This window comes from Corynebacterium sp. H78 (genome assembly GCF_037572275.1).
In the GTDB taxonomy this organism is placed as follows: Bacteria; Actinomycetota; Actinomycetes; order Mycobacteriales; family Mycobacteriaceae; genus Corynebacterium.
On record NZ_JBBHKX010000003.1, the window covers coordinates 152,321 to 177,987 of the forward strand.

At 56.4% G+C, this 25,667-nt stretch carries 25 protein-coding genes and 1 tRNA gene; 20 read left to right on the forward strand and 6 right to left on the reverse strand.

Features of this window, described 5'->3' with window-relative positions; all coding sequences use genetic code 11:
• Positions 1-29: 29 nt before the first annotated feature.
• The 7 genes from WG934_RS07210 (at position 30) to WG934_RS07240 (ending at position 6,374) form a co-directional block, all read left to right on the forward strand.
• Complete coding sequence (locus WG934_RS07210) at positions 30-1,187, forward strand: MazG nucleotide pyrophosphohydrolase domain-containing protein (protein WP_339989445.1); 1,158 nt, start codon at positions 30-32, stop codon at positions 1,185-1,187.
• A 194-nt stretch (positions 1,188-1,381) separates the two neighbouring features.
• A complete protein-coding gene (locus WG934_RS07215) occupies positions 1,382-2,224 on the forward strand; it encodes a lytic transglycosylase domain-containing protein (protein ID WP_445228217.1) in 843 nt (280 codons plus the stop codon).
• 123 nt (positions 2,225-2,347) lie between these two features.
• Positions 2,348-3,622, forward strand: coding sequence for a phosphopyruvate hydratase (gene eno / locus WG934_RS07220; RefSeq protein WP_339979314.1), 1,275 nt, complete (start codon positions 2,348-2,350; stop codon positions 3,620-3,622).
• Between the two features lie 159 nt (positions 3,623-3,781).
• Positions 3,782-4,405: an FtsB family cell division protein gene (locus WG934_RS07225; RefSeq protein ID WP_339989448.1), complete on the forward strand. Its 624-nt coding sequence runs from the start codon at positions 3,782-3,784 to the stop codon at positions 4,403-4,405.
• A 144-nt stretch (positions 4,406-4,549) separates the two neighbouring features.
• Positions 4,550-5,197: a DUF501 domain-containing protein gene (locus WG934_RS07230; protein ID WP_445228218.1), complete on the forward strand. Its 648-nt coding sequence runs from the start codon at positions 4,550-4,552 to the stop codon at positions 5,195-5,197.
• Positions 5,190-6,185, forward strand: a complete 996-nt coding sequence (locus tag WG934_RS07235; protein ID WP_339989452.1) for a Ppx/GppA phosphatase family protein — start codon at positions 5,190-5,192, stop codon at positions 6,183-6,185. Before WG934_RS07230 ends, WG934_RS07235 begins: the two co-directional genes overlap by 8 nt.
• A 115-nt stretch (positions 6,186-6,300) precedes the next feature.
• Positions 6,301-6,374: transfer RNA gene (locus tag WG934_RS07240), tRNA-Leu, on the forward strand.
• Between the two features lie 365 nt (positions 6,375-6,739).
• On the opposite strand, the gene WG934_RS07245 is transcribed toward WG934_RS07240, so the two are convergent.
• Together WG934_RS07245 and WG934_RS07250 are read right to left on the reverse strand one after the other, a co-directional pair.
• Positions 6,740-8,356: a succinic semialdehyde dehydrogenase gene (locus tag WG934_RS07245; RefSeq protein ID WP_339989455.1), complete on the reverse strand. Its 1,617-nt coding sequence runs from the start codon at positions 8,354-8,356 to the stop codon at positions 6,740-6,742.
• Between the two features lie 72 nt (positions 8,357-8,428).
• Positions 8,429-8,752, reverse strand: coding sequence for a hypothetical protein (locus tag WG934_RS07250; RefSeq protein WP_339979323.1), 324 nt, complete (start codon positions 8,750-8,752; stop codon positions 8,429-8,431).
• Positions 8,753-9,114: 362 nt separating this feature from the next.
• On the opposite strand from WG934_RS07250, the gene WG934_RS07255 reads away from it, so the two are divergent.
• From WG934_RS07255 to WG934_RS07265, 3 genes are all read left to right on the forward strand, one after another.
• Positions 9,115-9,945, forward strand: a complete 831-nt coding sequence (locus WG934_RS07255) for a Bax inhibitor-1/YccA family protein (RefSeq protein WP_339979326.1) — start codon at positions 9,115-9,117, stop codon at positions 9,943-9,945.
• A gap of 307 nt (positions 9,946-10,252) precedes the next feature.
• Positions 10,253-11,728: an NAD(P)/FAD-dependent oxidoreductase gene (locus WG934_RS07260; protein WP_339989458.1), complete on the forward strand. Its 1,476-nt coding sequence runs from the start codon at positions 10,253-10,255 to the stop codon at positions 11,726-11,728.
• A 34-nt stretch (positions 11,729-11,762) separates the two neighbouring features.
• Positions 11,763-11,939 carry a hypothetical protein gene (locus tag WG934_RS07265; RefSeq protein WP_339979332.1) on the forward strand — a complete coding sequence of 59 codons (177 nt, stop codon included), beginning with the start codon at positions 11,763-11,765 and terminating at the stop codon, positions 11,937-11,939.
• Positions 11,940-12,099: 160 nt separating this feature from the next.
• On the opposite strand, the gene greA is transcribed toward WG934_RS07265, so the two are convergent.
• Positions 12,100-12,606 carry a transcription elongation factor GreA gene (gene greA, locus WG934_RS07270; protein ID WP_339979335.1) on the reverse strand — a complete coding sequence of 169 codons (507 nt, stop codon included), beginning with the start codon at positions 12,604-12,606 and terminating at the stop codon, positions 12,100-12,102.
• A gap of 155 nt (positions 12,607-12,761) precedes the next feature.
• Positions 12,762-13,205 carry a DUF4307 domain-containing protein gene (locus tag WG934_RS07275; RefSeq protein WP_339989460.1) on the reverse strand — a complete coding sequence of 148 codons (444 nt, stop codon included), beginning with the start codon at positions 13,203-13,205 and terminating at the stop codon, positions 12,762-12,764.
• Between the two features lie 151 nt (positions 13,206-13,356).
• Between WG934_RS07275 and mca the strand changes: the two genes are divergently transcribed.
• The 5 genes from mca (at position 13,357) to WG934_RS07300 (ending at position 17,420) form a co-directional block, all read left to right on the forward strand.
• A complete protein-coding gene (mca, locus tag WG934_RS07280) occupies positions 13,357-14,220 on the forward strand; it encodes a mycothiol conjugate amidase Mca (RefSeq protein ID WP_339989461.1) in 864 nt (287 codons plus the stop codon).
• 103 nt (positions 14,221-14,323) lie between these two features.
• On the forward strand, positions 14,324-14,605 hold the full coding sequence (locus tag WG934_RS07285) for a hypothetical protein (protein ID WP_339989463.1): 282 nt from the start codon (positions 14,324-14,326) through the stop codon (positions 14,603-14,605).
• Between the two features lie 239 nt (positions 14,606-14,844).
• Entirely contained in the window at positions 14,845-15,927 is a 1,083-nt protein-coding gene (locus tag WG934_RS07290) for a 3-deoxy-7-phosphoheptulonate synthase (protein WP_339989465.1), read from the forward strand.
• Between the two features lie 71 nt (positions 15,928-15,998).
• Entirely contained in the window at positions 15,999-16,784 is a 786-nt protein-coding gene (locus tag WG934_RS07295) for an isoprenyl transferase (RefSeq protein ID WP_339989466.1), read from the forward strand.
• Between the two features lie 93 nt (positions 16,785-16,877).
• Positions 16,878-17,420 (forward strand): flavodoxin domain-containing protein, encoded by a 543-nt coding sequence (locus WG934_RS07300; RefSeq protein WP_339989467.1) that lies wholly within the window; start codon positions 16,878-16,880, stop codon positions 17,418-17,420.
• A gap of 15 nt (positions 17,421-17,435) precedes the next feature.
• Here the strand turns inward: WG934_RS07300 and coaA are convergent, their stop codons facing one another.
• Entirely contained in the window at positions 17,436-18,362 is a 927-nt protein-coding gene (gene coaA, locus WG934_RS07305; protein ID WP_339979349.1) for a type I pantothenate kinase, read from the reverse strand.
• 116 nt (positions 18,363-18,478) lie between these two features.
• Between coaA and chrA the strand changes: the two genes are divergently transcribed.
• The 4 genes from chrA to WG934_RS07325 all read left to right on the forward strand — a co-directional run bounded on the left by chrA (position 18,479) and on the right by WG934_RS07325 (position 24,063).
• Positions 18,479-19,693: a chromate efflux transporter gene (gene chrA / locus WG934_RS07310; RefSeq protein ID WP_339989470.1), complete on the forward strand. Its 1,215-nt coding sequence runs from the start codon at positions 18,479-18,481 to the stop codon at positions 19,691-19,693.
• 70 nt (positions 19,694-19,763) lie between these two features.
• Positions 19,764-21,065: a serine hydroxymethyltransferase gene (gene glyA, locus WG934_RS07315; RefSeq protein WP_339989471.1), complete on the forward strand. Its 1,302-nt coding sequence runs from the start codon at positions 19,764-19,766 to the stop codon at positions 21,063-21,065.
• 315 nt (positions 21,066-21,380) lie between these two features.
• Positions 21,381-23,180 carry a ribonucleoside triphosphate reductase gene (locus WG934_RS07320; RefSeq protein ID WP_339989473.1) on the forward strand — a complete coding sequence of 600 codons (1,800 nt, stop codon included), beginning with the start codon at positions 21,381-21,383 and terminating at the stop codon, positions 23,178-23,180.
• Positions 23,164-24,063: an anaerobic ribonucleoside-triphosphate reductase activating protein gene (locus WG934_RS07325; RefSeq protein ID WP_339989475.1), complete on the forward strand. Its 900-nt coding sequence runs from the start codon at positions 23,164-23,166 to the stop codon at positions 24,061-24,063. The genes WG934_RS07320 and WG934_RS07325 overlap by 17 nt, the downstream gene beginning before the upstream one ends.
• A 170-nt stretch (positions 24,064-24,233) precedes the next feature.
• Here the strand turns inward: WG934_RS07325 and WG934_RS07330 are convergent, their stop codons facing one another.
• On the reverse strand, positions 24,234-24,782 hold the full coding sequence (locus WG934_RS07330; protein WP_339989477.1) for a GNAT family N-acetyltransferase: 549 nt from the start codon (positions 24,780-24,782) through the stop codon (positions 24,234-24,236).
• A gap of 74 nt (positions 24,783-24,856) precedes the next feature.
• Here WG934_RS07330 and WG934_RS07335 point away from each other — a divergent pair, with 74 nt between their 5' ends.
• Positions 24,857-25,633 carry an enoyl-CoA hydratase/isomerase family protein gene (locus WG934_RS07335; RefSeq protein WP_339989479.1) on the forward strand — a complete coding sequence of 259 codons (777 nt, stop codon included), beginning with the start codon at positions 24,857-24,859 and terminating at the stop codon, positions 25,631-25,633.
• Positions 25,634-25,667: the final 34 nt, after the last annotated feature.

Here is a 25,667-nt window from a genome sequence, read left to right on the forward strand (position 1 = left end):
ACCGGCGTTGAATTAGGAAAGGGATTTACATGGCTGTCATCGAGCTCGACCCGCGGTTTCCAACGATTATTCCGCTGGACGCGGCGAGCCTGTTAACTGGCGACGTGAGCTACACCGAAGAAGTTCCCATTCGGGTTCGGTGGGCAATCGCCGACGGTGGCGGCCGTTCTGTCCCCGACGCAGAGGTATTGGTAACAACTAACCCCAACAACGAGGAAGTCCTGGCACGCCTTGAATCCGGTGACCGCCATATTCGAGTTGGCCTTGATGAAGCCCCAGATCCGCTTCCGGCAGCGGCTATCGAGAACGAGGCCGCTGCGCGTGCCTTCGTGTCCGATGGGCCAATGCCTCCACTGTCAGGCCAGCCGGCAGCTGGTGCGGTAGGCGCCGCGGAGGACACAGAGGACAACGAACTCGAAGGCGCAGGTCTGCCTGGTGGCATGTTTGCAGCTGCAGGATCGGGCAATACTGGCCAGGGAGGTCAAAGCGCCCAGCTAGCTGAGCCATCCCCAGCAACCGCGACCGAGGGAGCCGGAACTGCCAACACTGAAGTCGTGTATGCAGATTCGAAGCTGCCACGGGTCGAAGAAGCAGTTGACGTCATGGCTGCTGCCCGCGCGACCGGAGAATGGGAAGCCAGCCAAACCCACGCTAGCCTGCTGCCGTATCTCATTGAAGAAGCCTACGAATTCGTCGATGCTGTCAACGAAGGTGGCGACATTCGTGGTGAATTGTCAGATCTTCTGCTGCAGGTTCTGTTCCATGCAGAAATCGCTGAAGACTTTGATTTGAATGATGTAGCAGACGCTTTCGTCGAGAAGATGCGCACGCGTCAGCCTTATCTCTTTGACGGTTCTGTTCGAGACGGCGAGATGGTTCCCGTCGCAAAGCAGGAAGAGTCGTGGGCGATTGGTCGTGGCACCGCGAAGTCGGATCCGGCGGAGCAGTTGCCAGCACTCGCGTTGGCCGAGGAGACGATCCGCCGGGCACGTGGTTTGGGGATTCCAGATTCGGAAATTCCAGTCGAGCTCATGTGCCCAACGCCTGGTCTGGAATTGGAGTCCGGAGCGGAGGCACGTACTCGCTACGTGGCACGCACGTTCTTGGCGGAGCTGCGGGCGCGGGAAACCGGACCGGAGTTTGGTACGGACTCTGGCGATGCGGAGTTGTGGGGCACCGTTAACTAATTCTGAGGTGCTTGGGTGTTGGCAGGTCATGGCGCCGGCGGCACCGTTACTAGCCCCACTTCTTCATCAAGTTTTTAGGAAAGCGGTCCTTTAAGGGCCGCTTTCGTAGTTCGCGCTGAGAATTACTTGTGAGTCCACAGTTATGCTCCCAGCGCTTTCCCCTTTTCGCCTCCATATCCGTAGGATGGTCAATCGTGTTCCCAGAGCCTCACGATGCCAACTATGGCTACCAGCAACCCCGACGCGACGCGCGCGCCCAGCGCTCATCGCGCGGTTGCGGCTGCCTTGGCTTTACGACGCTCGCAGTCTTGCTGGTGATCGGTCTCGTTGGCGCGGCGAGCATGTTTGTGGGGCCCGTCAATGTTCCCTTTACGCGGCAGCCAATTCCAGATGATGTACCGCCAGCAGTCGCTGAGAAGCCGTTGCAGATTGACGTGCATGCTCCGGGACGAACTGCTGAACAGCTAACACAGTGGGCGCAGCCAATCAGTGAAAGTACTCGTATTCCGTTGGTCGCCCTGCGTGCGTATGCCAATGCAGAGTTGATTGCCACCGATTCGTATCCTCAGTGCAACCTGTCGTGGGGCACTCTGGCTGGTTTAGGACAGGTGGAAACTCGTCACGGTACTTACACCGGCGATTGGCTCAATCCAGCGCGTATCGACGCGGACGGTGTCGCCCGGCCAAGCATCGTTGGGCCACCTCTCGATGGCGAGGGCGGTTTCGCGAAGGTCGTCGATACGGATGGTGGCGTGCTCGATGGAGATACGGAATTCGACAGGGCAGTAGGCCCTTTGCAGTTCATTCCAGAGACCTGGCATCGTTATGGCGTTGACGCGTCCGGGGACGGGGTCCTTGACCCGCACAACATCGAAGATGCTGCCGCGACGTCAGCCAAGCTGCTGTGCGCTAATGACCGGGATCTGTCTACCCCTGAAGGTTGGACGGAGGCGATCCGCGCCTACAACCAGTCCGAGAAGTATGTACGCGATGTTCGCGATGCTGCAGCTAACTACGCCTTGAAGCAGCCTGCGTAGAGGAGCGAAGCACACGTAGGTAGGTTTGCTGAAACAAGTTGGGGTTATTGCCCACAGCGCGTCAGTCGAAAACGTGTCACAATTGTTTTATGTGCCGGAACCGTTCCGGCGGAAAGGTGACCTATGGCTGCAATCATCGAGTTGAACGCACGTGAAATCCTGGACTCCCGAGGTAACCCAACCGTAGAGGTTGAGGTCCTTCTTGAAGACGGCTCTATGGGCCGTGCTGCTGTCCCATCCGGCGCATCGACGGGTGTCCACGAGGCACACGAGCTTCGCGATGGTGGAGAGCGTTACTTGGGTAAGGGCGTCGAGAAGGCTGTTGCTGCAGTACTCGAGGAAATCGAAGATGCCATCCTGGGCATGGAAGCAGACGACCAGCGCCTGATTGACCAGACCATGATTGAGCTGGACGGCACTGAGAACAAGTCTCGCCTGGGTGCAAACGCACTGCTGGGTGTTTCCATGGCTGTCGCTCACGCAGCTGCAGAGTCCGCTGGTCTGCCACTGTTCCGCTACGTTGGTGGCCCGAACGCACACGTTCTGCCAGTACCAATGATGAACATCCTCAATGGTGGCGCACACGCTGACTCCGGCGTGGACGTACAGGAGTTCATGATTGCTCCAGTTGGTGCAGAAACTTTCCGCGAGGCACTTCGTATTGGTGCTGAGGTTTACCACGCACTGAAGAAGGTCATTAAGGACAAGGGCCTGTCCACCGGCCTGGGCGACGAGGGTGGTTTCGCACCTTCTGTTGAATCCACCAAGGCTGCTCTTGACCTGATCGTCGAGGCAATCGAGGCTGCTGGCTACAAGCTGGGCGAGGAAGTTGCTCTGGCACTGGACGTTGCTTCGTCCGAGTTCTTCAAGGATGGCAAGTACCACTTCGAGGGTGGCGAGCACACCGCTGAGGAAATGGCTGCTGTCTACGCTGACCTGGTCGATGCGTACAACATCGTTTCCATCGAGGATCCACTGCAGGAAGACGACTGGGATGGCTACGTCGAGCTGACCAAGCAGATCGGTGACAAGACTCAGATCGTGGGCGACGACTTCTTCGTTACCAACCCAGCTCGTCTGGCTGAGGGCATCGAGAAGAAGGCTGCTAACGCACTGCTGGTTAAGGTCAACCAGATCGGTACTCTGTCCGAGACCTTCGAGGCTGTAGCAATGGCACACAACGCCAACTACAAGACCATGATGTCGCACCGCTCCGGTGAGACCGAGGATGTCACCATCGCTGACCTGGCTGTTGGCCTGAACTGTGGTCAGATCAAGACTGGTGCACCTGCTCGTTCCGAGCGCGTGGCTAAGTACAACCAGCTGCTGCGCATCGAGGAGCTCCTTGGCTCCGCGGCTGTCTACGCTGGTCGTTCCGCGTTCCCACGTATGAAGTAACTCGAAAAGAAAACTCCAGCTGCGCCATGACAGTGAACGTGGCTGTGTAAAGAAGGCCGGTTTCCCTTAACAGGAGGCCGGTCTTTTTCATGTAATTCTTGGGGTTGGTGGGCCCTGTGTGACATCGGGGTGGCCTGCTCCTGCGGTATGGTTGCCTCTATGGGAAATACAGCACGGCGAGGCGCTCGATCGCGCCGGAACGGAACTGCAGGCAGTGATGCTGGTGCGGTGTCGTCGTCACGCGGTGCAGCGCGGTTGGCGCAAGGAATGGGGTCGCTGACCACTGGACAGACTCTCACCATGGGCCTTTTGTTGGTGTTTTTGGTGTTGACGCTGGCCATGCCGTTGCGAACCTATGCGCAACAACGCGCTGATCTGGCGGAAACTCGCGAGAATATCGCGCGTATGGAAGCCCGAGTCGCTGAGCTGGAAGCGGATAAAGAAAAGTACTCGGACCCGGCGTATATCAAGGAGCAGGCGCGTATTCGCCTTGGCTTGGTAGAAGAGGGCGAAACTCCATTCCGGTTGATTGATCCGCAGATCGGCGAAACCACGATCGATACGGTTCAGCCAGACGTTGAGATTCCTAACGGCAATTGGTACGAATTGCTGTGGAAGTCGATTTCGGTCATGCCAGAAATGCCTGAGCCGGTGAATCCAGGTAGGGAAGAAGCTACGAAGCCGGATCGCTTGCCGACGGTTCCAGAGGAAACCGCCATCCCCGAAGATGCAGCCAATGGAGCTGGGGACAACGCAGGCGATACAGGCGCAGAGGGCAACTAGGTGCCCGTTGCGCAATAGCACGACGACGTCTGGGTGCGGGCTATAGCGCGCAGCCTCCAGGTTATTAAGTAAGATTTCGCCTGTGTTCCGGTATGGCCGGGGGAAGTTACCCCAGTAAACGCCGGTGTGAAGAAAGGAATCGACATGACCGTTGACGCTGCAGATATCGAGGCAGTAGCTAGGCAGCTCAAGCGCGCACCTCGAGGCGTGATGGAGATTTCTTACCGCTGCCCAGATGGATTACCTGGTGTTGTCAAGACTCGTCCCCGACTAGACGATGGCACGCCTTTCCCAACGTTGTACTACTTGACGGATCCTCGTCTGACAGCTGAAGCTTCACGTCTCGAGGTCGAAGGTGTCATGAAGACGATGTCGGCGCGACTGAAAGAAGATGCTGCGCTGGCTGCGGACTACCAGGCTGCTCACGACCATTATCTGGCGGAGCGCAACGCTATCGAAGACTTGGGAACTGATTTCTCAGGTGGCGGCATGCCGGATCGCGTGAAGTGCTTGCATGTACTCATCGCGTATGCATTGGCTGAGGGGCCAGAACGGTTCCGACTAGGCACGGAGGCCGTGGCACTGGCTACGGACGGTACCGATCTACGTGGCACGGCAATCCCACAGGATTGGCCAACATGCGAGGAACTTGGCATTAACCGACTCGACGCTGCCTTCTATCCCGAGAAGGTCACTGACCGCGCCTCTGACGAAGAAGCAAATGCTGCTGCTGATGCTGCTGACCAGGCTGATACTGCAGCTGGCCAGGCCGAGGCAGGTGCGAATGACTAGGTTCGCGGCTGTCGATTGTGGCACTAACTCAATTCGGTTGCTCATCAGCGATATCCAGGATGCCGATGGCTTCTTGGAGATCACCGAGCTACACCGCGTCATGGAGATCGTCCGCCTCGGCGAAGGCGTCGACGCAACTGGCCGACTTAGTGACGCTGCTCTTGAGCGCGTTGAGGCTGCGCTGACTCGGTACGCCGAACTCATGGAGCGCGAAAAAGTCGAAGCGGTTCGTATGGTCGCAACCTCTGCTACCCGCGATGCGTCTAATCGCGAAGCGTTCTTCAGCATGACCCGGCGGGTGCTGCAGCAGTGGAACGTCGAAACCGAGGTTATCTCGGGTGCGGAGGAGGCTGCACTTAGCTTCCGTGGCGCAGTCGATGATCTAGACCCGGAACTCGAACCGTACTGTGTGATTGACGTCGGAGGTGGATCCACCGAGGTCATTATCGGAAACCACGATGGCGAAGTTGCCGGCGCTGCGTCGGTACCGATGGGCAGCGTACGCCTGACCGAACGTTTCTTGCACGACTCACCTCCTACGGAGGAGCAGGTGTCGGCTGCACGGGAGTACGTCGCAAAGCAGCTGCGTGAGGTGTCGGAACAGGTGCCAGTGGCAGCTGCACGCACCATTGTTGGTTGTGCGGGGACCTTTACGACGTTGTCAGCATTGGCACAGGGCCTGGAAACGTACGATCCGACGGCAATCCACTTGTCGACCTTGCATTTCGCCGCGCTGCGGGCGTTGAACTCGTCGGTGTTGCAGACGGATGCGCAGTCGTTGGCATCGAATCCAGTGATGCATCCTGGGCGTGCGGATGTTTTTGCTGGTGGCGTTACCATCGTCGATGGGTTGATTGACATGTTCACGGAGAGTGCCAATGCGAACAGTCGGGCAGATGATTCAACAGCGTTGACGTTCCATATCAGCGAAAAGGATATCTTGGACGGCATTGTTGCTGGTCTGGTTGACAAGCACATGCCTCACTAGGCAGCGAGGTTCATCGCGCGCATGGTTGCTTTACCGTGACCATGCCCCGGTTTCTTCGGAGCCAGGGGAATAGGTTAAGTTTAGAAAAGCTGTAGTGCGAATCGCTTCAGCAGAAGCCCCTATAGCCCAATCGGCAGAGGCAGTGGACTTAAAATCCATCAAGTCTGGGTTCGAATCCCAGTGGGGGCACAAAAGACCAGGTCAGAGCAGATGAGCTCCGGCCTGGTCTTACGTTTTCTGGTCAAAGTGTCCGAAAAGTGTCCACAAAGTGTCCAGGAGAGCGGTCACGAAAACGACCTAATAGTGCCGTCTGGCGTATCAAATCGGCTCGGTAGCTCCTGTGCAGCCCGTCCAAAAATGTGCCGACCTGGGCTTTTGTACAAATGGTCAGGGCTGCACAGGAGCTACCGAGCCGGTTGGAAATTTCAGGCGCACAATGGTGGCCGTGGGCGGTTATAGGCGGTCGCGACTGAGCAGCGTTACGGCTGACCAGCGTTACGCCTAACCACCGCCAAGCTCAACCGCTAGCCTGACCCACGCACCGCGCCCAAGCACTACGGCAACACGTTGAACTTCTTGCCCAACTGCAACGCAGTGTTAAACACCTTTGAGTAGGTTTCGCGCGACATGCTCGGCATCGCAATCGGCGTCACCCGCTGCACGGTCACCGTTTGTGGGTTCGTGTACTTCAACAAACCGCCCTCAGCTTGACGACGGCCCACTCCCGAATCCTTAAACCCACCCATTGGAGCATCGACGGAGGCGAAGCTGGCAGCAAAACCATCGTTTACGTTGACTGAACCAGCTTCGATGAGCGGAGCCAGGTCGCGGGCCCGTGAAGGTGACGTCCACAGCGAAGCGTTCAAGCCGTAGCGCGAATCGTTAGCTGCGGCGATGCCTTCCTCGGCATTTCGAACCTTATAAAGGACCACTACCGGGCCGAAAACCTCTTCGTTGAGGAGTGGTGTCCCCTCGGGGACGTCGCAAAGCACGGTCGGTTCGTAGAAGAGAGGTCCAAGATCCGGGCGTGCGCGACCACCCGCGAGGACAGTGGCACCGGCGGAAACCGCTTCGTCTACCATTTTCGCGACGATGTCGAACTGCCCCTGGGACTGCAGACAACCCATTTCGACTTCCCAGTCGTTGCCAGGGCCGAGACTCATGGCCTTGACGCGGTCTGCAAAAGCTGGAACGAATTCTTCCCAGACACTGTCGGCGACGTAGATGCGCTCGATGGACACGCACAGGTGGCCAGAGTTGGTAAAGCATGCAATGCGCGCGCCCTCGACAGCCTTGTCGATGTTCGCGTCTTCTGCCACGATCAGCGGGTTCTTGCCACCGAGTTCCGCAGAAAAGTCGATCAAACGCTCGCCACACTGAGCAGCCAACGAGCGGCCAGTCTCGGAGGAGCCGGTGAACATCACGTAGTCAGCCTTAGCGACGATGCCCTGACCAACCACGGAGCCAGGGCCGGGGATGACCTGGAAAAGGTCGTCGGGAAGACCAGCGCGGTACAGCAGATCGACAGCAAACAGCGCGGTGAACGGGGTGGTCGAGTCGGGCTTCAACACGACTGCGTTGCCTGCCATCAGCGCTGCGAGAGCATCCGAAACAGCCAAAGTCAGCGGGTAATTCCACGGTGCAATGACACCAACAACGCCCTTGGGGTGGTGGTACACCGTGGTCTGGCTCAGTACCGGAAGTGCGCCGTGAGCCTTCCGGGGCCGGAGTGCCTTCTCCGCGGTATTGCCGTAGTAACGGGCGGTAATCGCGGTGTGAATCAGCTCTTCATGAGCACTAGCGCGGTTCTTTCCCGTCTCGGCCTGCAGCAGATCCAGCATCTGCTTTTCATGGGTGAACAGGAGGTCGTGGAAGCGGTGCAACACTTCACGACGTTCCCGCGCCGACCTGTTCAGCCAAACCTGCTGCGCTGCGCGTGCCTTCTCAAAAGCCACGTCAACATCAGCGTCGGTGCCAACCGGAATCTCAGCGAGGAGATCGCCGGTAAAGGGTGCGCGAATTTCCCGAGTAGTGGACTTGTCTGCGACAGTTGCCCGGGCAAGCAGACGCTCGACAACATCCGGAGTCAGAGGATTGCGAAACACGGTCTCCGGGATGCCCGTGGTCGCGTCAGCTTCAACTTCTGTGTGGACATCGGTAGTTGCGTTCATGGCGGTGATGATACGCAACCACGCCCGCTTTCGTGGCAAAACATATATATTTAGCCGGCGAATTTTGTGTAGCTAGTTCGCCGACCAACCCAAGCGACGGTTGTAGTCCGGATCCAGTGGATCACGTTCGAATTCGAAAGGCTCGTGTCCATCGACATCGCCGTAACGACCTTCTGGGTCATAATCCGGATCATCGTCCGGATTCGTGTCCGGCTTTTCCTCCGCCAAGCGCTTATCCAGCGAATCGTGCGGATCAGCACCTCGCCACTCATCCGGCGGATCCATCACGTAGTTTTCGCCATCTGAGGAAATGACATCGCCATCCAGGCCCTCTGCGCCATCAAGCGTGGTTTCGTCGAAATCGCCAGTGGTGTCAGCATCGTAGTCGTCAGCCATGACCATCAGTCCTTCATCTATCTCGCGCCATACTTCGGCACGTCTCATTGTGCTTTACGACGACTCGTCGTAAAGCGAATTCTGCAAAACACTATCTACTTCGAAATAAGTACAAGTAGTTGCGGGAAATTCAGAGAAATAAAGATGAGAAATGGGTTGAGGCGGAAAATCCGCTGTGTATTCATCGTATCGCCAAGTAGCAGCGGGGAACAAGGCATGTGATGTGGCGTGTCCAGTTGCGCGAACTACGGTTTTAAGAAGAATCTAAGTTCTGGGAACAATCGGGGCAGCTCGCCCGTTGAACCCCGTGAAAGCCAAAACAAAAGTGGTCGCTGTTAGCAGTGGCCGAAAGGAAGGACAACGTGCGACAGAGTAGCAATCCCGCATTCAGTTCGTTGACGAAGACCGTTGCGCGCGGCCAGGCCGGGATGCACCAGTACGGTCAGAACCAGTACTCCCAGCAGGGTTACGGTGTTGATCCATATGCCGCACAGCAGCAGAACTACCGTCCGATGACGGTGGATGATGTTGTGTCGAAGACCGGAATCACGCTCGGCGTTATCGTGGCGTTCGCGGTTGTGAACTTTGGTATTGCTGCGTTTGTCAGCACCCAGATGTCTATGCTGCTGGCCATTGTCGGCGCTATCGGTGGTCTGGTTACTGTTTTGATCTCGACCTTCGGTAAGAAGTACGGATCGCCAGTTATTACGTTGCTGTACGCAGCGTTCGAAGGCCTGTTTGTCGGTGGCATTAGCTTCATGTTTGCCGGCTTCGAGGTAGCTGGTGCCAATGGTGTTGGCTTGATTATGCAGGCGGTTATCGCCACTATCGGTGTGTTTATCGGCATGCTGTGGGTCTACAAGTCGGGTGCTGTAAAGGTCACCCCGAAGTTCCAGCGATTCATGACTGCAGCGTTGGTCGGCGTGCTGGTACTTGCCCTGGGCAACTTGCTTCTGTCTGTCTTCGGCATTGGTTCGCCACTGCGTGACGGCGGCATGATTTCCATTATCTTCTCCCTGGTCTGCATTGGTCTGGCTGCGTTTAGCTTCTTGCTTGACTTTGATCAGGCTGACAAGCTGGTTCGCGCTGGCGCTCCTGCAAACTATGCATGGGGCGTAGCGCTGGGTCTCGCCGTTACGTTGGTCTGGCTGTACATCGAAATCCTGCGCCTGCTGTCCTACTTCAGGGACTAGTTGGAGTGTGTGCACTCGAGGCGATGCTGTGCTGAGCTGATACGTCGGTATTGGTGACGGCTCGAGTGCAGGAGCAGATCTAAACCCGGAGGGCTTACGCCTTCCGGGTTTTTTCGTGTCTATCAGTACTTATGGCCAGTAGTTCACCACCCTGAAAGGGTGTATGGGTAACAGTGTTTGCCCAGGTGATTGGCTGAAAGTGTGCCAATTGTTAATTCACATTGAAGATGTGGAGTTAGGGGCTTACGCTGGATTGTGTGCGTATGCCCCGGAGGGTATGAGCCGGGGTTTGAGAAAGGAGCCACACATGGCTGCGCTAGATGCAAAGAGAGTTGTCATTCTTGGAGCGGGCGTGAGCGGCCATACAGCCGCCCAGTATCTCACCCGTGAGTTCAAGGGTTCCCCCGTTGAAATTGTTGTCATTTCGCCCAATAAGCAGTGGAATTGGATTCCATCGAATATTTGGGTCGGCACCGGGGCTATGCCAGGTAAGAAGGTTGTCTTCGATCTTCCGCCTGTGTATCGGAAGATGGGTGCAGTATTCCATCAGGCAAAGGCAACCGAAATCCACCCTGAAGGTGATGGCGAGGGTACGAAGCCGTACGTCGTATTCGAGCGCACTGAGAAGGGCAAGGAAGGTCAGGTTGACCAGATTGACTATGACTACCTCATCAATGCCACTGGTCCGCAGTTGAACTTCGAAAAGACCCCTGGTCTTGGGCCGGACGGCTACTCTCTGTCTGTCTGTACCAAGGACCATGCGGTCGAAGCTGCTGAAGAACTGCAGAAGATCATTCGCGAGCTGAAGGCGACGGGGGAGAAGAAGACTCTCGTCGTCGGTATGGGTCACGGCACGTGCACCTGTGAAGGTGCAGCCTTTGAGTACGCGTTCAATGTCGATGACATGCTGCGTAAGAACGGTGTACGCGACAAGGCTGAATTGATCTACTTCACTAATGAGGTGACGTTGGGCGACTTCGGCGTCGGTGGGATGCAGTTCAAGGACAATGGTTACCTCACCGATTCTCGCCTGTGGACTGAATCCATCTTCCGTGAACGAGGAGTTCATGCGGTTGTTGGTGCCTGTGCCACCAAGATCGAAGAAGGCAAAATTCATTACGAGACTCTTGACGGCTCCGGCCACGAGTTGGACTTTGACTTCGCCATGCTGTTGCCTCCATTTTCCGGTGTTCCACTGAAGGGTGTTGGCCCGAAGGGCGAAGACATCGGAGAGAAGCTGTTTGCGCCGAACGGCATGATGAAGGTCGATGCCACCTATGGCAAGACCAATCCAGACGATTGGGTCGCTGCCGACTGGCCAGAGACTTACCAAAATCCGGCATACGACAACATTTGGGCAGTGGGTATCGCCTTCGCGCCACCACACCCAATTTCCATTCCGAATGCGTCGCCAAATGGTGTTCCAATTGCGCCAGCTCCACCACGCACCGGCATGCCATCAGGCACCATGGGCCGCATTGTTGCAGAGACGATTATCGATCGCATCAAGAATCCGGAGACAGCAGAACCACACCGTGCTTCGCTGACTCGCATGGGTGCAGCATGTGTGGCTTCGACCGGTGTTGGTTTGAAGGCTGGTTCCGCAGCATCGATGTTGATGCACCCAGTGGTGCCAAACTACGAGCTGTACCCAGAAACTGGTCGATCCAAGTTCACCACTGGTGACGTTGGTCTGTCCGGTCACTGGATCAAGCTGATGCTGCACTTCATGTTCATTTGGAAGGCACGCAGCCGCCCATTCTGGTTCCTGATCCCTGAGTAAACCGCACCATCCGATAAAGAGAGGAGTTCATCTCATGTCGAACGCATTCCAACCTACTGATGCACCTTCAATCGAGGTGCGGGACCGTATTTCTCGCGCGCCACTGCCAACTCAAGGTACTTTGCGACGTCGTCAGTCGATCCCAAATCAGATCTTCAAGGCTGCGAAGTTTAGTTATGGCATCATCCGGGTGTTGGCATCCGGACACTAGTCCAGCGTGAGCCGGGCACTAGCCCGGCCACCTAGCCTGCCTACCAAGCGTGGCAACTTGGTTCGCTGATGCGTGCCTACTGTTAGACCTCCAGAAATACAAAAGCACCCACCAATTCCCTAAGGGAAGCGGTGGGTGCTTTTGTGCTGAAGCTTGCGGACTAGTCGTCCATAGCTGGGTTGTAAGGCTCAGCCTTAATCAGGGTGACGGAAACCTCGTCTCCCGATGGGGAAACGTACGAACGCGTTTCGCCTTCCTTAGCGCCGATGATGGCCTTACCCAATGGGGAATCCGTGGAGTAGGTTTCCAAGTTTGGATTCGAGTTGTCTGCACCACGGGTACCGATGAGGAAGGTTTCCTTATCGTCCTCGTCGCCGTCGTAGTAAACGTGGACAACGGTGCCGACCAACGCGATGCCAGATTCCTGTGGGGTCTCACCAACGGTTGCACGCTGCAAGAGATCCTCGAGGTAGCGAATACGAGCTTCTTCCTGGCCCTGCTGCTCACGAGCGGCGTCGTAGCCTGCGTTCTCCTTGAGGTCTCCCTCTTCGCGACGCTCATTGATCTCAGCCGCGATGATTGGGCGGTTCTCGTAGAGAGCGTCCAGCTCAGCCTTCAACTTGCTGTACGACTCTTCGGTGAGCCACGGGTTGGTGGACTCCGTCATTGTGCCTCCTAGGGGAACTGTCATGCAGGGCCAACTCACGGTCGGACTAGTGCACTGCACAGTATTTACGAAAAATCGGCCCCAGTGGAGCCGTTAACGCAGACAGGATAGCACCGTGATGTTGGAAACAGTTAACCGCCCCGGCATAGGGCGTTTTATTTCGCGTCAGTATCCAAGAACTCTGGGAAATTAGTCGAGCAGCCGTACACATTTCCGGCGACTGCCTTCGCACGCGTTTCGATAGGTACGTCCATCCGAACAGTTTTTTCCTTGCTGCCAGGAACAACTACGTTACGACGGCCAACCTCAGCATGGTTGTAGTCGAGTGCATAAATAATGCAGTAGGAATCCTTCGCCGGATCTTCACGAGTGACATCGAGGGTAAAGATGAACACGTCATCCTCTCGGCCCTCTTCGCGAGCCCAACCAGCGGCCGATGCTGTGACCTCCGACGAGGTGCTGACTCGGTTCATCTGAACGAAGATGTATGCGCCACTGATGAGCAGCAAGCCAATGATGCCAATAACGATAAGCTTCCCTGAGGGAGTACGGGACTTGGCTGCATAACGAGACTGCGGGCGAGCGGATACCTCTGACATGTCACCCAGCCTATCTGAACGCGTCGGGAAGCAGGAAAGTGCCAACAGGTGAACAGACGTGGCGTTTTGGGTGGCCTGGGGCGAATGGGGTGTGAAGTCGTAAGATGTGTACGGATCAACAGTAATAGTGGCAGTTTCGACAGGAGGCGTCATGGCATTTCGACTCATGGCAGTACACGCGCACCCGGACGATGAGTCCAGCAAGGGAGCTGCGACGATGGCTCGGTATGCGTCGGAGGGTCATGACGTCATGGTTGTGACGTGTACAGGTGGTGAAGCTGGAAGCATTCTGAACCCGGCCATGGATCGCCCAGAGGTAGTGAACAACCTCTCGGAAGTGCGGGTCGCAGAAATGGCTGAAGCAGCACGCATTTTGGGGGTACAGCATCAGTGGTTGGGTTTTGTCGACTCGGGCCTTCCCGAAGGTTCACCGAAGCCGGTACTTCCGGACGGGTGCTTCGCTCGTGAGAATGTCGAAGTTGCGACCAAGCCACTGATCAAGGCGATTCGCAAATTCCGACCACACGTGCTCATTACGTATGACGAGAATGGTGGCTATCCGCACCCGGATCACATCATGACGCACATCATTTCGCTGCGCGCCTGGACCGATGCTGCATCTGACAAATACCCGGAGCTTGGTGAGCCGTGGGAAATTCAGAAGATGTACTACACCCACGGTTTTGTTCGTCGCCGGTTGCTGATGATGAATGACTACTACCTCAGCCGAGGCCTGTCATCGCCACTGGAAGAAGCGCTGAAGCGATGGGTTCGCGAAAAGGGCGACATTATGGAACGTGTCACCACGCAGGTGCCATGCGCAGACTTCTTCGACGCACGTGACGACGCACTGCGGGCGCACGCAACCCAGATCGATCCCAATGGGCCATTCTTCGCGGTCCCTACCGATATTCAGCGTCAGATTTGGCCAACCGAAGAGTTTGAGCTTGCTCGAACCCGCGTGCAGGTTGAGCTTCCTGAGGACGATTTGTTTGCTGGCTGCGTCGAAAAGTAGACAGCGACCGACGGTTGCAGCGAGGCCGGACTGATGATGGTTCGATTCGGCAAACAGGCTAAGCTTGCAATGTAGTTAGTCATTGAGATGGAAGGCAACAAACATGCTGGCAGGGAATTTGCCCCTGAATGTTGATGTCGTCAGCTTCCTGGCACAGAATCCTGTTGGGCCGAGGGGTGCGGACTTTGGCAAGGCATCACCGATCGGCCTGCTCATTATTGTGTTGTTGCTGGTCATTATTCTGTTGATCGGCTGGGATCTCACGCGCCGATTGAAGCGCATGCGTGCTCGCCGTGCCTTTGCAGAAGAACACGGTATGGATCCGTTTGATGTCGCTGCGATCGACAAAGCCATGGCAGCCCATCCCGAATTGCGGGATCAGTAGCCCATAGTTTAGAATCGCGGCCATGCGTAACTGGCGATTTTATTTTCACGGGGCTCCGGTAGTGACCTCGTGATGTAATCGATCCATTTCGCACACCGGAGCCAAGGCAGCAGCCCCCACCAGGGCAGCTGCCTTTTGTCGTATCCGGTGGCTTTGCCGGGGCGGCATCCAAGCTCAGGTGGAAGTCAGACACACAACCTGAATTGCACTTCACACACCAACTTTGAAAGAGGATCTCCATGACGCCCCCAACTTCCCTCGAAAGCCCAGCCTCGACATCAAATCGTCGGGTAGTTGCATTCCACGATCTGCCGTCGCCTGGCTCCCTGCTGAGCGACGTGCCAATGAATGATGAGTTAGAAGCGATGGTCGAGGAGTCCCGTCGCAAGATCGCTGACGTTATTGCTCGGGAAGATGACCGCCTACTGGTCGTCGTGGGACCATGCTCTGTGCACGATCCAGAGGCTGCGCTGGACTACGCACGTCGACTGAAGAAGCTGTCCGACTCACTGTCGGATGACTTGCTGATTGTTATGCGCGTCTACTTTGAAAAGCCACGCACCACGGTCGGCTGGAAGGGTCTGATTAACGACCCTGATTTGGATAGCTCGTACCACATCACCAAGGGCTTGACGATGGCGCGGAAGCTGCTCATCGACATCCTCAATGTGGGATTGCCTGTTGGTGCAGAGTTCCTTGAACCAAACAGCCCGCAGTACATCGCAGATGCAGTGTCGTGGGGAGCGATTGGTGCTCGGACCACGGAATCACAGGTACACCGCCAGTTGGCATCGGGCATGTCCATGCCAATCGGCTTCAAGAACGGCACGGACGGCAATGTCCAGGTCGCAGTGGACTCTTTGGTGTCTGCAGCGAACCCGCACTTCTTCTTTGGCATGAATGACGACGGCGGTGCAGCTGTCGTAGAAACCGCTGGCAATCAGAATTGCCACATCATTCTGCGTGGTGGCACCAACGGCCCGAACTGGGATGCTGACTCAGTCGCGGATGCGCGCCAGCGTTTGGATAAGGCAGGACGTCCACACAGCATCATGGTCGATGCGTCGCACGCAAATTCCGGAAAGTCGGAGATCCGACAGGCAGAAGTTGTTAGCGAGTTGGCATCGATTATCGCGCGAGGTGACAAGTCCATCACCGGCTTGATGATGGAGTCCTTCTTGGTTGCGGGCGCTCAGAAAATTACCAACGGCCACGAAGGATTGATGTACGGACAGTCCGTCACTGACGCCTGCATGGGCTGGGATGTTACTGAGGACCTGCTCCATGAACTCGCCGAAGCGGTTCGTACCCGACGTGGGTAAGACGCTCCTGCGACGCGGATAAAGGCCCGTGGATCAACAGCCCTGATCGTCCAACAGCTAAAGTTGTTAGTGTGAAGCCCATTGAATTGTCACGACTCCGACGGCTCGCGTACCCGATTTATGAGCATCGGCTAGCTCGCGAGCTCGTCGGCAAGCCACGCCCTCAGCATGTTGCGGTCATGGCGGATGGCAATCGTCGATGGGCAAGGGAAGCGGGATTCACGGATGTCTCTCATGGGCATCGCGTGGGGGCGCGCAAGATCGCGGAGTTTGTGGGCTGGTGCGCGGAGCAAGACATTGACTTGGTCACCATTTACTTGTTGTCCACGGAGAATTTGAACCGTGAGCCAGACGAGCTGACGTTGCTCTTCGACATCATCGGAGATGTTGTGGATGAGCTCGCCGAATCCACCAAGAATGTTCGGCTGCGCATGGTGGGGCACTTGGAGTTGCTTCCAGAGGAGATGGCGCAGCGCTTGCGTCACGACGAAGAATTGACGAAAAGCAACACCGGCGTCATGGTCAATATTGCGGTGGGCTACGGCGGACGTCAGGAAATTATCGATGCGGTGCAGACGATTGTCAGCAACGGTGTCGACGAGGGCATTCCGGCAGAAAAACTGGCGGAGCTGGTGACGATGGACTCCGTCGAAAAGCATTTGTACACCTCTGGCCAGCCGGATCCGGATTTGGTGATCCGAACGTCAGGCGAGCAGCGGCTCAGTGGGTTCTTGCTGTGGCAGTCGGCGTATTCGGAGATCTGGTTCACTGATACCTATTGGCCAGAATTCCGGCGTATTGACTTCATGCGTGCGTTGCGTGATTTTTCTCAACGTAACAGGCGATTTGGCAAGTAAGCAGGCACAATAGAGGTAGCGCTAGCCAGCAACCTAGGACGCGCTCGAAACTACTGCGCGAAGATCCTGGGGTGAGCAAGAAGAGGTATCGACGTGGCAACGGCAACCCCCATCATCGCTTTCGAATCAAAGTACGGCACTACCCGTCGCTACGCAGAAGCCCTTGCGGCTCGAGTTGGTGGCACGGCGGAGGAGTGCAAGAGTATTGACGATTCCGCATTTGCCGATCCCGCTAGGCCACTGATTGTTTTGTCGCCCTGCTACGCCAGTAAGTATGCGGGTGTGAAGTTCATCAAGGACCGCGCAAAGAAGTCACTTCTCGACGGCCGCCGGGTAGCAGCAGTTTCCGTGGGTATGACTTTGGTGGAAGAAGCTCGTGAGCAGGATATTTTGAGCGAGCAGTTGGAGGGTATCCCAGCGGAGATCACGACGTTCTATGTGCCAGGTAGGTTGAACTACTCGGAGTTGTCGTTCATCGACCGGAATGTCATGAAGATGATGATCTCGATGTTGAAGAAGAAGGCAGAGCCGTCGCTAAACGAGCAGGCAATGATCGAGTCGTACGGTTCAGATAACAACCTGTATAACGAGGCCGAGTTGGATGCCATCGTTGAATGGTTGAGCACAAACCAGTAATCCTCAGTTGATGCGCTACAGCTTGCGCATTCGAACTTTGCTGACGGTGTGGTCCGCAGACTTTGTCATTACCAGCGATGCACGAACGCGAGTCGGCAGAATATTCTCCATAAGGTTTGGCAAGTTGACTTGCTGCCAGATGCGACGTGCTTCCTTGGCAGCGGAGTCGTCGTCAAGTCCTGCGTAGTTGGAGAAGTGCGCACCCGGAGCACGGAACGCGGTGTGGCGCAGGCGCAGGAAGCGTTCGATGTACCAGCGCTCAATGTCAGCACGGCTGGCATCGACGTAGACGGAGAAGTCGAAGAGATCGGAAATCATCAGCATCGGGCCGGTCTGCAAAACATTCAGACCTTCGATAATGAGAATGTCTGGTTGATCGACAATCTCGTATTGATCGGGCACCCGGTCATAGAGAGTGTGTGAATACACCGGCGCCTTCACGTTGCGAGCCCCTGACTTTACCGACGCGACAAAACGCATCAGCGCACGCTGATCATAGGATTCGGGGAAACCCTTGCGGTGCATGATCCCGCGTCGATTGAGCTCCGCTGATGGATAAAGAAAGCCATCAGTAGTGACGAGGTCCACCCGTGGATTGGTATCCCACCGCTCGAGCAGTACCTGCAATAGACGCGCAGTGGTGGACTTGCCCACAGCCACCGAACCAGCGACACCAATGATGAACGGCACTCCCTGGTACTGCTCGCCCAAGAACGTTGACGTTGTCTTGTTTAACTCGCGATGAGCCTGAACCCGCAGGTGAATCAAACGGGACAACGGCAGGTAGACTTCGGCTACTTCATCAAGGTCGATGTTCTCGCCAATGCCGGACAGGCGCACGGCTTCATCAGCGGTCAACACCTGGGGCATGGATTGACGAAGCGTGCGCCATTGCTGCCTGTCGAATTCGATGTACGGGCTTGGAGCTTGGGCGCGCGTCATAACTCCATTGTGCCAATGTGACTTCCATCGCGTTCTCACGGGTCTGTTTTACAGGGCACATGCGGCTGCCACGGTTGCACAGCGAACTCGATAGATCGACCATAGGATCAGCAATCATGATCGAAGTGTTTAAGGCGTTTCTCATCCTCGGATTGACCTCTTTCGGCGGACCCGTCGCCCATTTGGGGTATTTCCGTGAAGAGTTCGTCGTCAAGCGCAAGTGGCTCACCGATGCGGAATACGCAGACACTGTTGCGCTCTGTCAGTTTTTGCCAGGCCCCGCATCGTCTCAGGTAGGCATGGCATTGGGGTGGCGTCGCGCCGGGTTGCCTGGCATGCTTGCTGCGTTCGTTGCGTTCACTGCGCCGTCGGCAATCGCCTTAGGAGTGGCTGCGTGGGCAATTGCGACCGCAGGTTCGAGCATTGACCTCACTGCTCCGATTGCTGGTCTCAAGGCTGCTGCCGTGGCAGTTGTCGCCATCGCCTTGTGGGGCATGGCGAAGAACTTGACGACGACGCGCGTCACCACCGCGATCGCACTTCTCGCGTTGGCCGTCGTCTTGCTTGCGCCAGCTGGAATGGGAGTGTGGGCGCAGATTGCTGCAATCGTCGTAGGTGGCTTGGTTGGCTGGCTAACGATTCGCGGTGATCGTAGTGATCGTAGTGATCGTAGTGAAGAGGGCAACGAGAAGGGCATCGTAGACGAAAGCAGTGTCCGAACAATTCCGTACTCGTTGCCACGGTGGGCACAGGCGCTAGCAGCTACCGTCTTCGTCGTAGGTTTGTTGGGCGCCATGACCTGGTGGGCAGGGACATGGAACGGTATCGCAGCTGGTTGGGATACCTACTTACGCGCCGGTGCGCTCGTCTTCGGCGGTGGCCATGTGGTGTTGCCACTGCTCCAATCTGGTCTGGTGCCTGAACACCTCGACGCGGACCACTTCCTCGCAGGCTATGGCCTCGCTCAGGCAGTGCCGGGTCCGCTATTTACTTTCGCTTCATACCTAGGCGTGTCGACGAACGGAGCCCTCGGAGGTCTTATCGCCACCCTGGCCATCTTTCTTCCCTCGTTGCTGTTATTGCTCGCAGTATTGCCGTTGTGGTCAAAGGTGGCGGCATTGTCGTCCGCTCGTGGAATGGTAGCGGGAGCGAACGCAGCAGTAGTGGGAATCTTGGGAGCTGCGTTCTACGACCCAGTGTGGACTCACGGTGTGGTGAGCCCGGGGACGTTCGTCGTCACGTGTTTAGCACTTGTGGCGCTGACGCAATTCAAGGTGCCTGCGTGGGCAGTTGTGCTGGGTGCCGGTGCCCTTGGCTGGATCGTGTTTTAGCTCTGGCCGGGGCGGGAGGCTAGCATGGGGAGTGAAATCGACGCTTCTCTGAAAGGTTTATGGCCTACTCATGACCGGTACCCCAAATGAGGATGTCCGTTACCAGTCGCTATCCGAGCTGGACCCGGATGTCGCTACGGCAATGGCTGGAGAGCTGGCACGCCAGCGCGACACCCTCGAAATGATTGCTAGTGAGAACTTTGTGCCACGCGCTGTCCTGCAGGCACAGGGTTCTGTACTGACGAACAAGTACGCAGAAGGCTACCCAGGACGTCGTTACTACGGTGGCTGTGAAAACGTAGACGTTGTTGAAGACCTGGCACGTGACCGCGCTAAGGAACTGTTCGGCGCAGAGTTCGCAAACGTTCAGCCACACGCCGGTGCGCAGGCAAATGCTGCAGTTCTGCATGCACTGATCAACGCTGGTGACAAGATCATGGGCCTCGACTTGGCACATGGTGGTCACCTGACTCACGGCATGAAGCTAAATTTCTCTGGCAAGCTGTACCACGTTGCTGCATATGGTGTTGATCCAGAGACCATGCGCATCGACATGGACAAGGTTCGCGAGCAAGCTCTGGCAGAGAAGCCAGATGTGTTGATCGCTGGCTGGTCTGCATACCCTCGTCACCTCGACTTTGAAGCGTTCCGTTCTATTGCGGACGAGGTTGGCGCAAAGCTGTGGACTGACATGGCACACTTCGCTGGTCTGGTTGCCGCTGGTCTGCACCCAAGCCCAGTTCCTTACTCCGACGTTGTGTCCACCACCGTCCACAAGACTTTGGGTGGTCCACGTTCCGGCATGATCCTGTCTAAGCAGGACTACGCGAAGAAGCTGAACTCTGCTGTTTTCCCAGGACAGCAGGGTGGTCCGCTGATGCACGCAATTGCGGCGAAGGCTGTTGCTCTGAAGATCGCAGGAACCGAACAGTTCAAGGAGCGCCAGGAGCGCACTCTGACCGGCGCACGTCTGCTGGCCGAGCGTCTGACTGCACAGGATTGCAAGGATGCAGGCGTCGATGTCCTGACCGGTGGCACCGACGTGCACCTGGTTTTGGCTGACCTGCGCAACTCTGACATGAATGGTCAGGAAGCGGAGGACCTGCTGCACGAGGTTGGCATCACTGTCAACCGTAACGCTGTTCCGTTCGACCCACGCCCACCAATGGTGACCTCGGGCCTGCGTATTGGTACGCCAGCGCTAGCTACCCGTGGTTTGGATGAGAAGGCATTCGAAGAGGTTGCCGACATCATCGGTACCGCTTTGGCTGCTGGTAAGAATGCTGACATTGAGGCGCTGCGTGCTCGCGTGGCTAAGATCGCAGCTGACTTCCCACTGTACGAAGGCCTTGAGGACTGGACGATTCTGTAAGCCATTTCTCTGGCTAGAGTAGCTAGTTTTCTCACCCGCTACGGTGCGCTTTGTGCGTGCTGTAGCGGGTTTTCGTATGTCTCAATGCTCGCTACTGTGTAGCCCCTTTAGAGGTAAGGATGAGTCCTTAGGTTCGCTGCAAAAGCGAACTAGCGATGGTCAATATGTAGTAGTCGCCGGCCAGATCGTGCGGACCATCCGAGCCTCTCGGCACTACATCTTGTGCTCAGCTTGTTTTCAGATTCCATAAGTTGTGTCTATGTCATCTACTGGTTGACTTACAAACTTGTCATTTCAGGGCTAGCGTCAGTCAATATGACGGGTTTTGTGGATTCCATCGGAAGCGTTGACGAGTATTTGCAGAAGAGCGATTGGCGCGTCAACGCAAACGCTAATCAAGACTTTTCCTACGGTGGCCTAGTGCTTAATGTTGCCGGAAAAGTCATTGCAAATTACTGGCTCGGAACAGTATTTTCCGACGCTGCCGCCCAAGCTCATCGCACCGGTGCCATTCATATTCATGACCTCGACGTACTCGGTGGCTACTGCGCTGGATGGTCGCTTCGGCAACTACTCGAGCAAGGCTTCGGCGACGTTCCCAATACAGTGAGTTCGGCGCCACCTAGGCATATGTCGTCGGCATGTGGGCAGATCGTAAACTTCCTGGGCACGCTCCAGAATGAATGGGCGGGAGCACAAGCGTTCAGCTCCTTCGACACGTACATGGCACCGTTCGTGCGACTCGATTCGATGACCTACGAGCAGGTGTATCAATGCCTGCAGGAAATGGTCTTCTCTTTGAATGCATCCAGCAGGTGGGGATCACAAACGCCGTTTACAAACCTCACCTTCGACATCACCTGCCCAGCTGATATTGCTAATGACGTGCCGTTCATCGGCGACGAAGTCTGCGACTTCACCTATGGCGAGCTCAGCGAAGAAATGGCACTTATCAACCGGGCTTTCGTAGCGGTCATGACTGCTGGTGACTCGGATGGGCGGGTTTTCACTTTCCCCATCCCGACCTACAACATCACGCATGACTTCGACTGGGACAGCGAATTGTCGGACGCGATTTTCGACATGACCGCCAAGTATGGCCTGCCGTACTTCCAGAATTTCTTGAACTCGGACCTCGAACCCGGCCAAATCCGCTCCATGTGCTGCCGCTTGCAACTGGACCTGCGCGAACTGGAGAAGCGGGGGAACGGCTTGTTCGGTTCAGCTGAGCAAACTGGCTCGATTGGTGTCGTTACCGTGAACCTCGCCCGACTTGGCTACCTCCATGCGGGCGACTGGGACGGACTCATTGCAGAACTAGATCATCTCGTGGACATTGGCGTTGACACTTTGGAACGACGTCGCAAAGCCGTCGCTAAGTTCATGGAGCTTGGCCTTTACCCGTACACCCAGCGGTGGTTGGAGACATTGGACAATCATTTCTCCACGATTGGTGTCAATGGTGGCAACGAAATGGTACGAAACTTTACGACGGACACCGCCGATCTAGCCACACCGCACGGGCACGATATGGCGGTCGCAGTGCTTGATCATGTGCGCGCGAAACTCGTAGAGGCTCAGGAAAAGACGGGACATCTATACAACCTAGAGGCGACCCCAGCGGAGGGAGCTACCTATCGGTTCGCGAAGGAAGATCGGAAGCGGTATCCAGAGATTCTGCAGGCAGGAACGGTCGACAACCCGTATTACACTAACTCAACCCAGCTGCCGGTTGACATGACAGAGGATCCGTTCGAAGCGCTTGATGCTCAGGATGAACTGCAGACGAAATACACGGGCGGCACGGTCATGCACCTGTACATGGGCTCAGCGGTCAGTGACGGGCAGGCGTGCAAGAAGCTGGTACGTCGCGCATTGGAGACTCATCGACTGCCGTATCTCACCGTCACGCCAACGTTTTCAATCTGCCCAGCACACGGCTATCTCTCCGGCGAACACTGGCAATGCCCGCACTGCGGGGAACGTGCTGAAGTCTGGACGCGCGTGATGGGATACTTCCGGCCGGTTTCCAGTTTCAATATCGGTAAGACTGGCGAGTACCACGAGCGCACACCTTTTACGGAGCGTGTGTCCACACATGCGCAGGCGTCTTAGTGCATCGGACGGTGTCGAGTTGGCTCTAAACGTCTCGTCGGCGAGACACGTTGTCCCATCGAGGAACGCTGATCTTATTCCCATCGCCGGTCTTGTTCACTTCTCGACGGCCGACTGGCCAGGGATGCTCGTCGCCACGGTGTTTACACAGGGGTGTTCATGGCGATGTCCGTATTGCCACAATCCACAGCTGCAGGACGTACGTCGGGGTGGCGCGATGGCGTGGAGTGATGTGATGGAGTTTCTGAAGTCTCGCGAGAATTTGCTTGATGGCGTGGTGTTTTCTGGAGGAGAGCCGACTCGACATCGAGGTTTGGAGAGCGCCATGGCCGAAGTGAAGGAGCTCGGTTTTGCAGTCGGGCTGCATACGAATGGCATGTACCCAGGACGGCTGCGCTCTGTTGTGGGAGCGGGTGTCGTGGATTGGGTCGGTTTAGACATCAAGGCTGGCCGAGATGCCTATGACGTGGCGATTGGTCGTCCCGCGTGCGATTCGAATGATTCTTCCGGGAATAACACTGGTTCTGATCTACATCGCCGCCGCAGTGCTGCCGATGTCGTGTGGCAGAGCGTGGATCTTGTGCAGGAATGGGCCACCAACGCGCCGGGCTGCGACTTTGAAGTTCGTACCACGCTTTACGACGACTACCGCATCGGAGCATCTCTGCCATCCCTGGCGAAGGAACTAGCCGAGCGGGGAATTGGTGTCGTTGGTGGAGAAGGCGGAGCTGAAGGCGCTGGTAGCTGGGTGCTTCAGCGGGTGCGAGAGCAAGGCACGACAGCAGAGTTTCGTGATGTTACTTCGGTGGGGCCACACGTGAACTGGGACGACGTCATCGCCGAGGTACACCAGATCTGTCCTACAGTGACGGTTCGGCAGTGATGATTCGGTAGGAAAGGTCGAGGTTGAGCTCTAAACCCAGGCATTGATGCCAATCGACCCATTTTGGAAAAACGGCGTGCACACGTGAAAAACACTGGTTAAAGCATGTGCATAAGTGCGAACAGTGGGAGGAAAAGTAGAGCTACACAGCGTGTTTTTCGGCCGAGGTCCTACCCACGAAGCCCCTGCTTGGCTAGCGCATCGCCCGTCAACCGATAGGTATCCCACCCGGACATAGGGAAAGCTCCGAGAGAGTCATAGAAATCGATCGCAGGCTGGTTCCACTTCAATACGCACCATTCGACGCGGGAGTAACCACGATCGACGGCAGTCTTGGCGAGTTCCTGCAGAAGCGCCTTGCCCAACCCAGAACCGCGGCTCGACGGGCGGACGTACAAGTCTTCCAGGTAGATACCGTGGGTGCCTTCCCACGTGGAGTAGTTCAGGAACCACAATGCGAAACCATCGATGCGGTGGTCATCACTGCTGGAATCGGCTACGAAGGCGAAAATCGCAGGATTCTCGCCAAAGAGTTGCTCACGAAGACGCTCCGAGGTGAGTTTCACAGCGTCTGGTTCCTTTTCATACACCGCAAGCTCGGTGATCAGGTCGACGATCTCGGGAACGTCACCTTCGACAGCAGGACGGATTCGGCCAACAGGAGAGCCGTGAACAGGAGAGCCGTGAACAGGAGAGTCATGTGAGGAAGCTGAAGTCATAAGTCCTAGTCTTCGGAGTTAATTACTGATTTGCGGTGAAAGCACAACGATCACCAGCGTCGAATATTACTGTCATGAGCATGAACGCTGTGCTTACAGATTTTACTGATGGTCTCATGACCATTATCTTGAACCGCCCAGACGCTTTTAACTCTATTAATCAAGAGCTGCGAACCGAACTTCGCGACGCTTTTGTCCGTGCAACAGAACCGGATGTGCGAGCAGTTCTACTGAAGGGCAGCGCGAAGGCTTTCTGCGCTGGTCAGGATTTGAAAGAACACATCACGGATATTCAGACCGGCAACGGCATGGACAAGGTTGTCACCGAGTACAACCCAATGGTGGATGCCCTGGTAGCCATCGATGCGCCAGTCGTGGCAGCGATCGAGGGGGCGACAGCAGGGGCCGGTTGGTCCCTCGCGCTGCATTGTGATTTCCGAATCGCCGGCCCGAAGGCATCATTCAAGGCAGCATTTCCATCCATTAGCTTGGCTCCGGATTGTGGCATGTCCGCGATTCTGGCTCGAATCGTGGGGGATGCGAAGGCTCGCGAAATCCTCATGCTTGATCCGAAGTTCACTGCTGACGAGGCCAAGGAACTGGGTCTGGTTACCACCGTCGTCGACAACCCAGTGGAAGCAGCCGAGGACATGGCGCGAAAGCTCGCCTCCGGCCCGACGCTGGCCTACCGAGAGATCAAGGCTTTGCTGCGCCGCGAAATGGGCAAGCAAGTCTCCGATGCTGCAGAAGCAGAAGCAGGAGCGCAGGCCCGACTGGCTCAGTCCGCTGATCACCATGAGGCTGTATCGGCGTTCGTCGAAAAGCGAACACCTACGTTCCGCGGAAAGTAGCTGTATCAACTACCGCTCACGGCCAGGTATATCC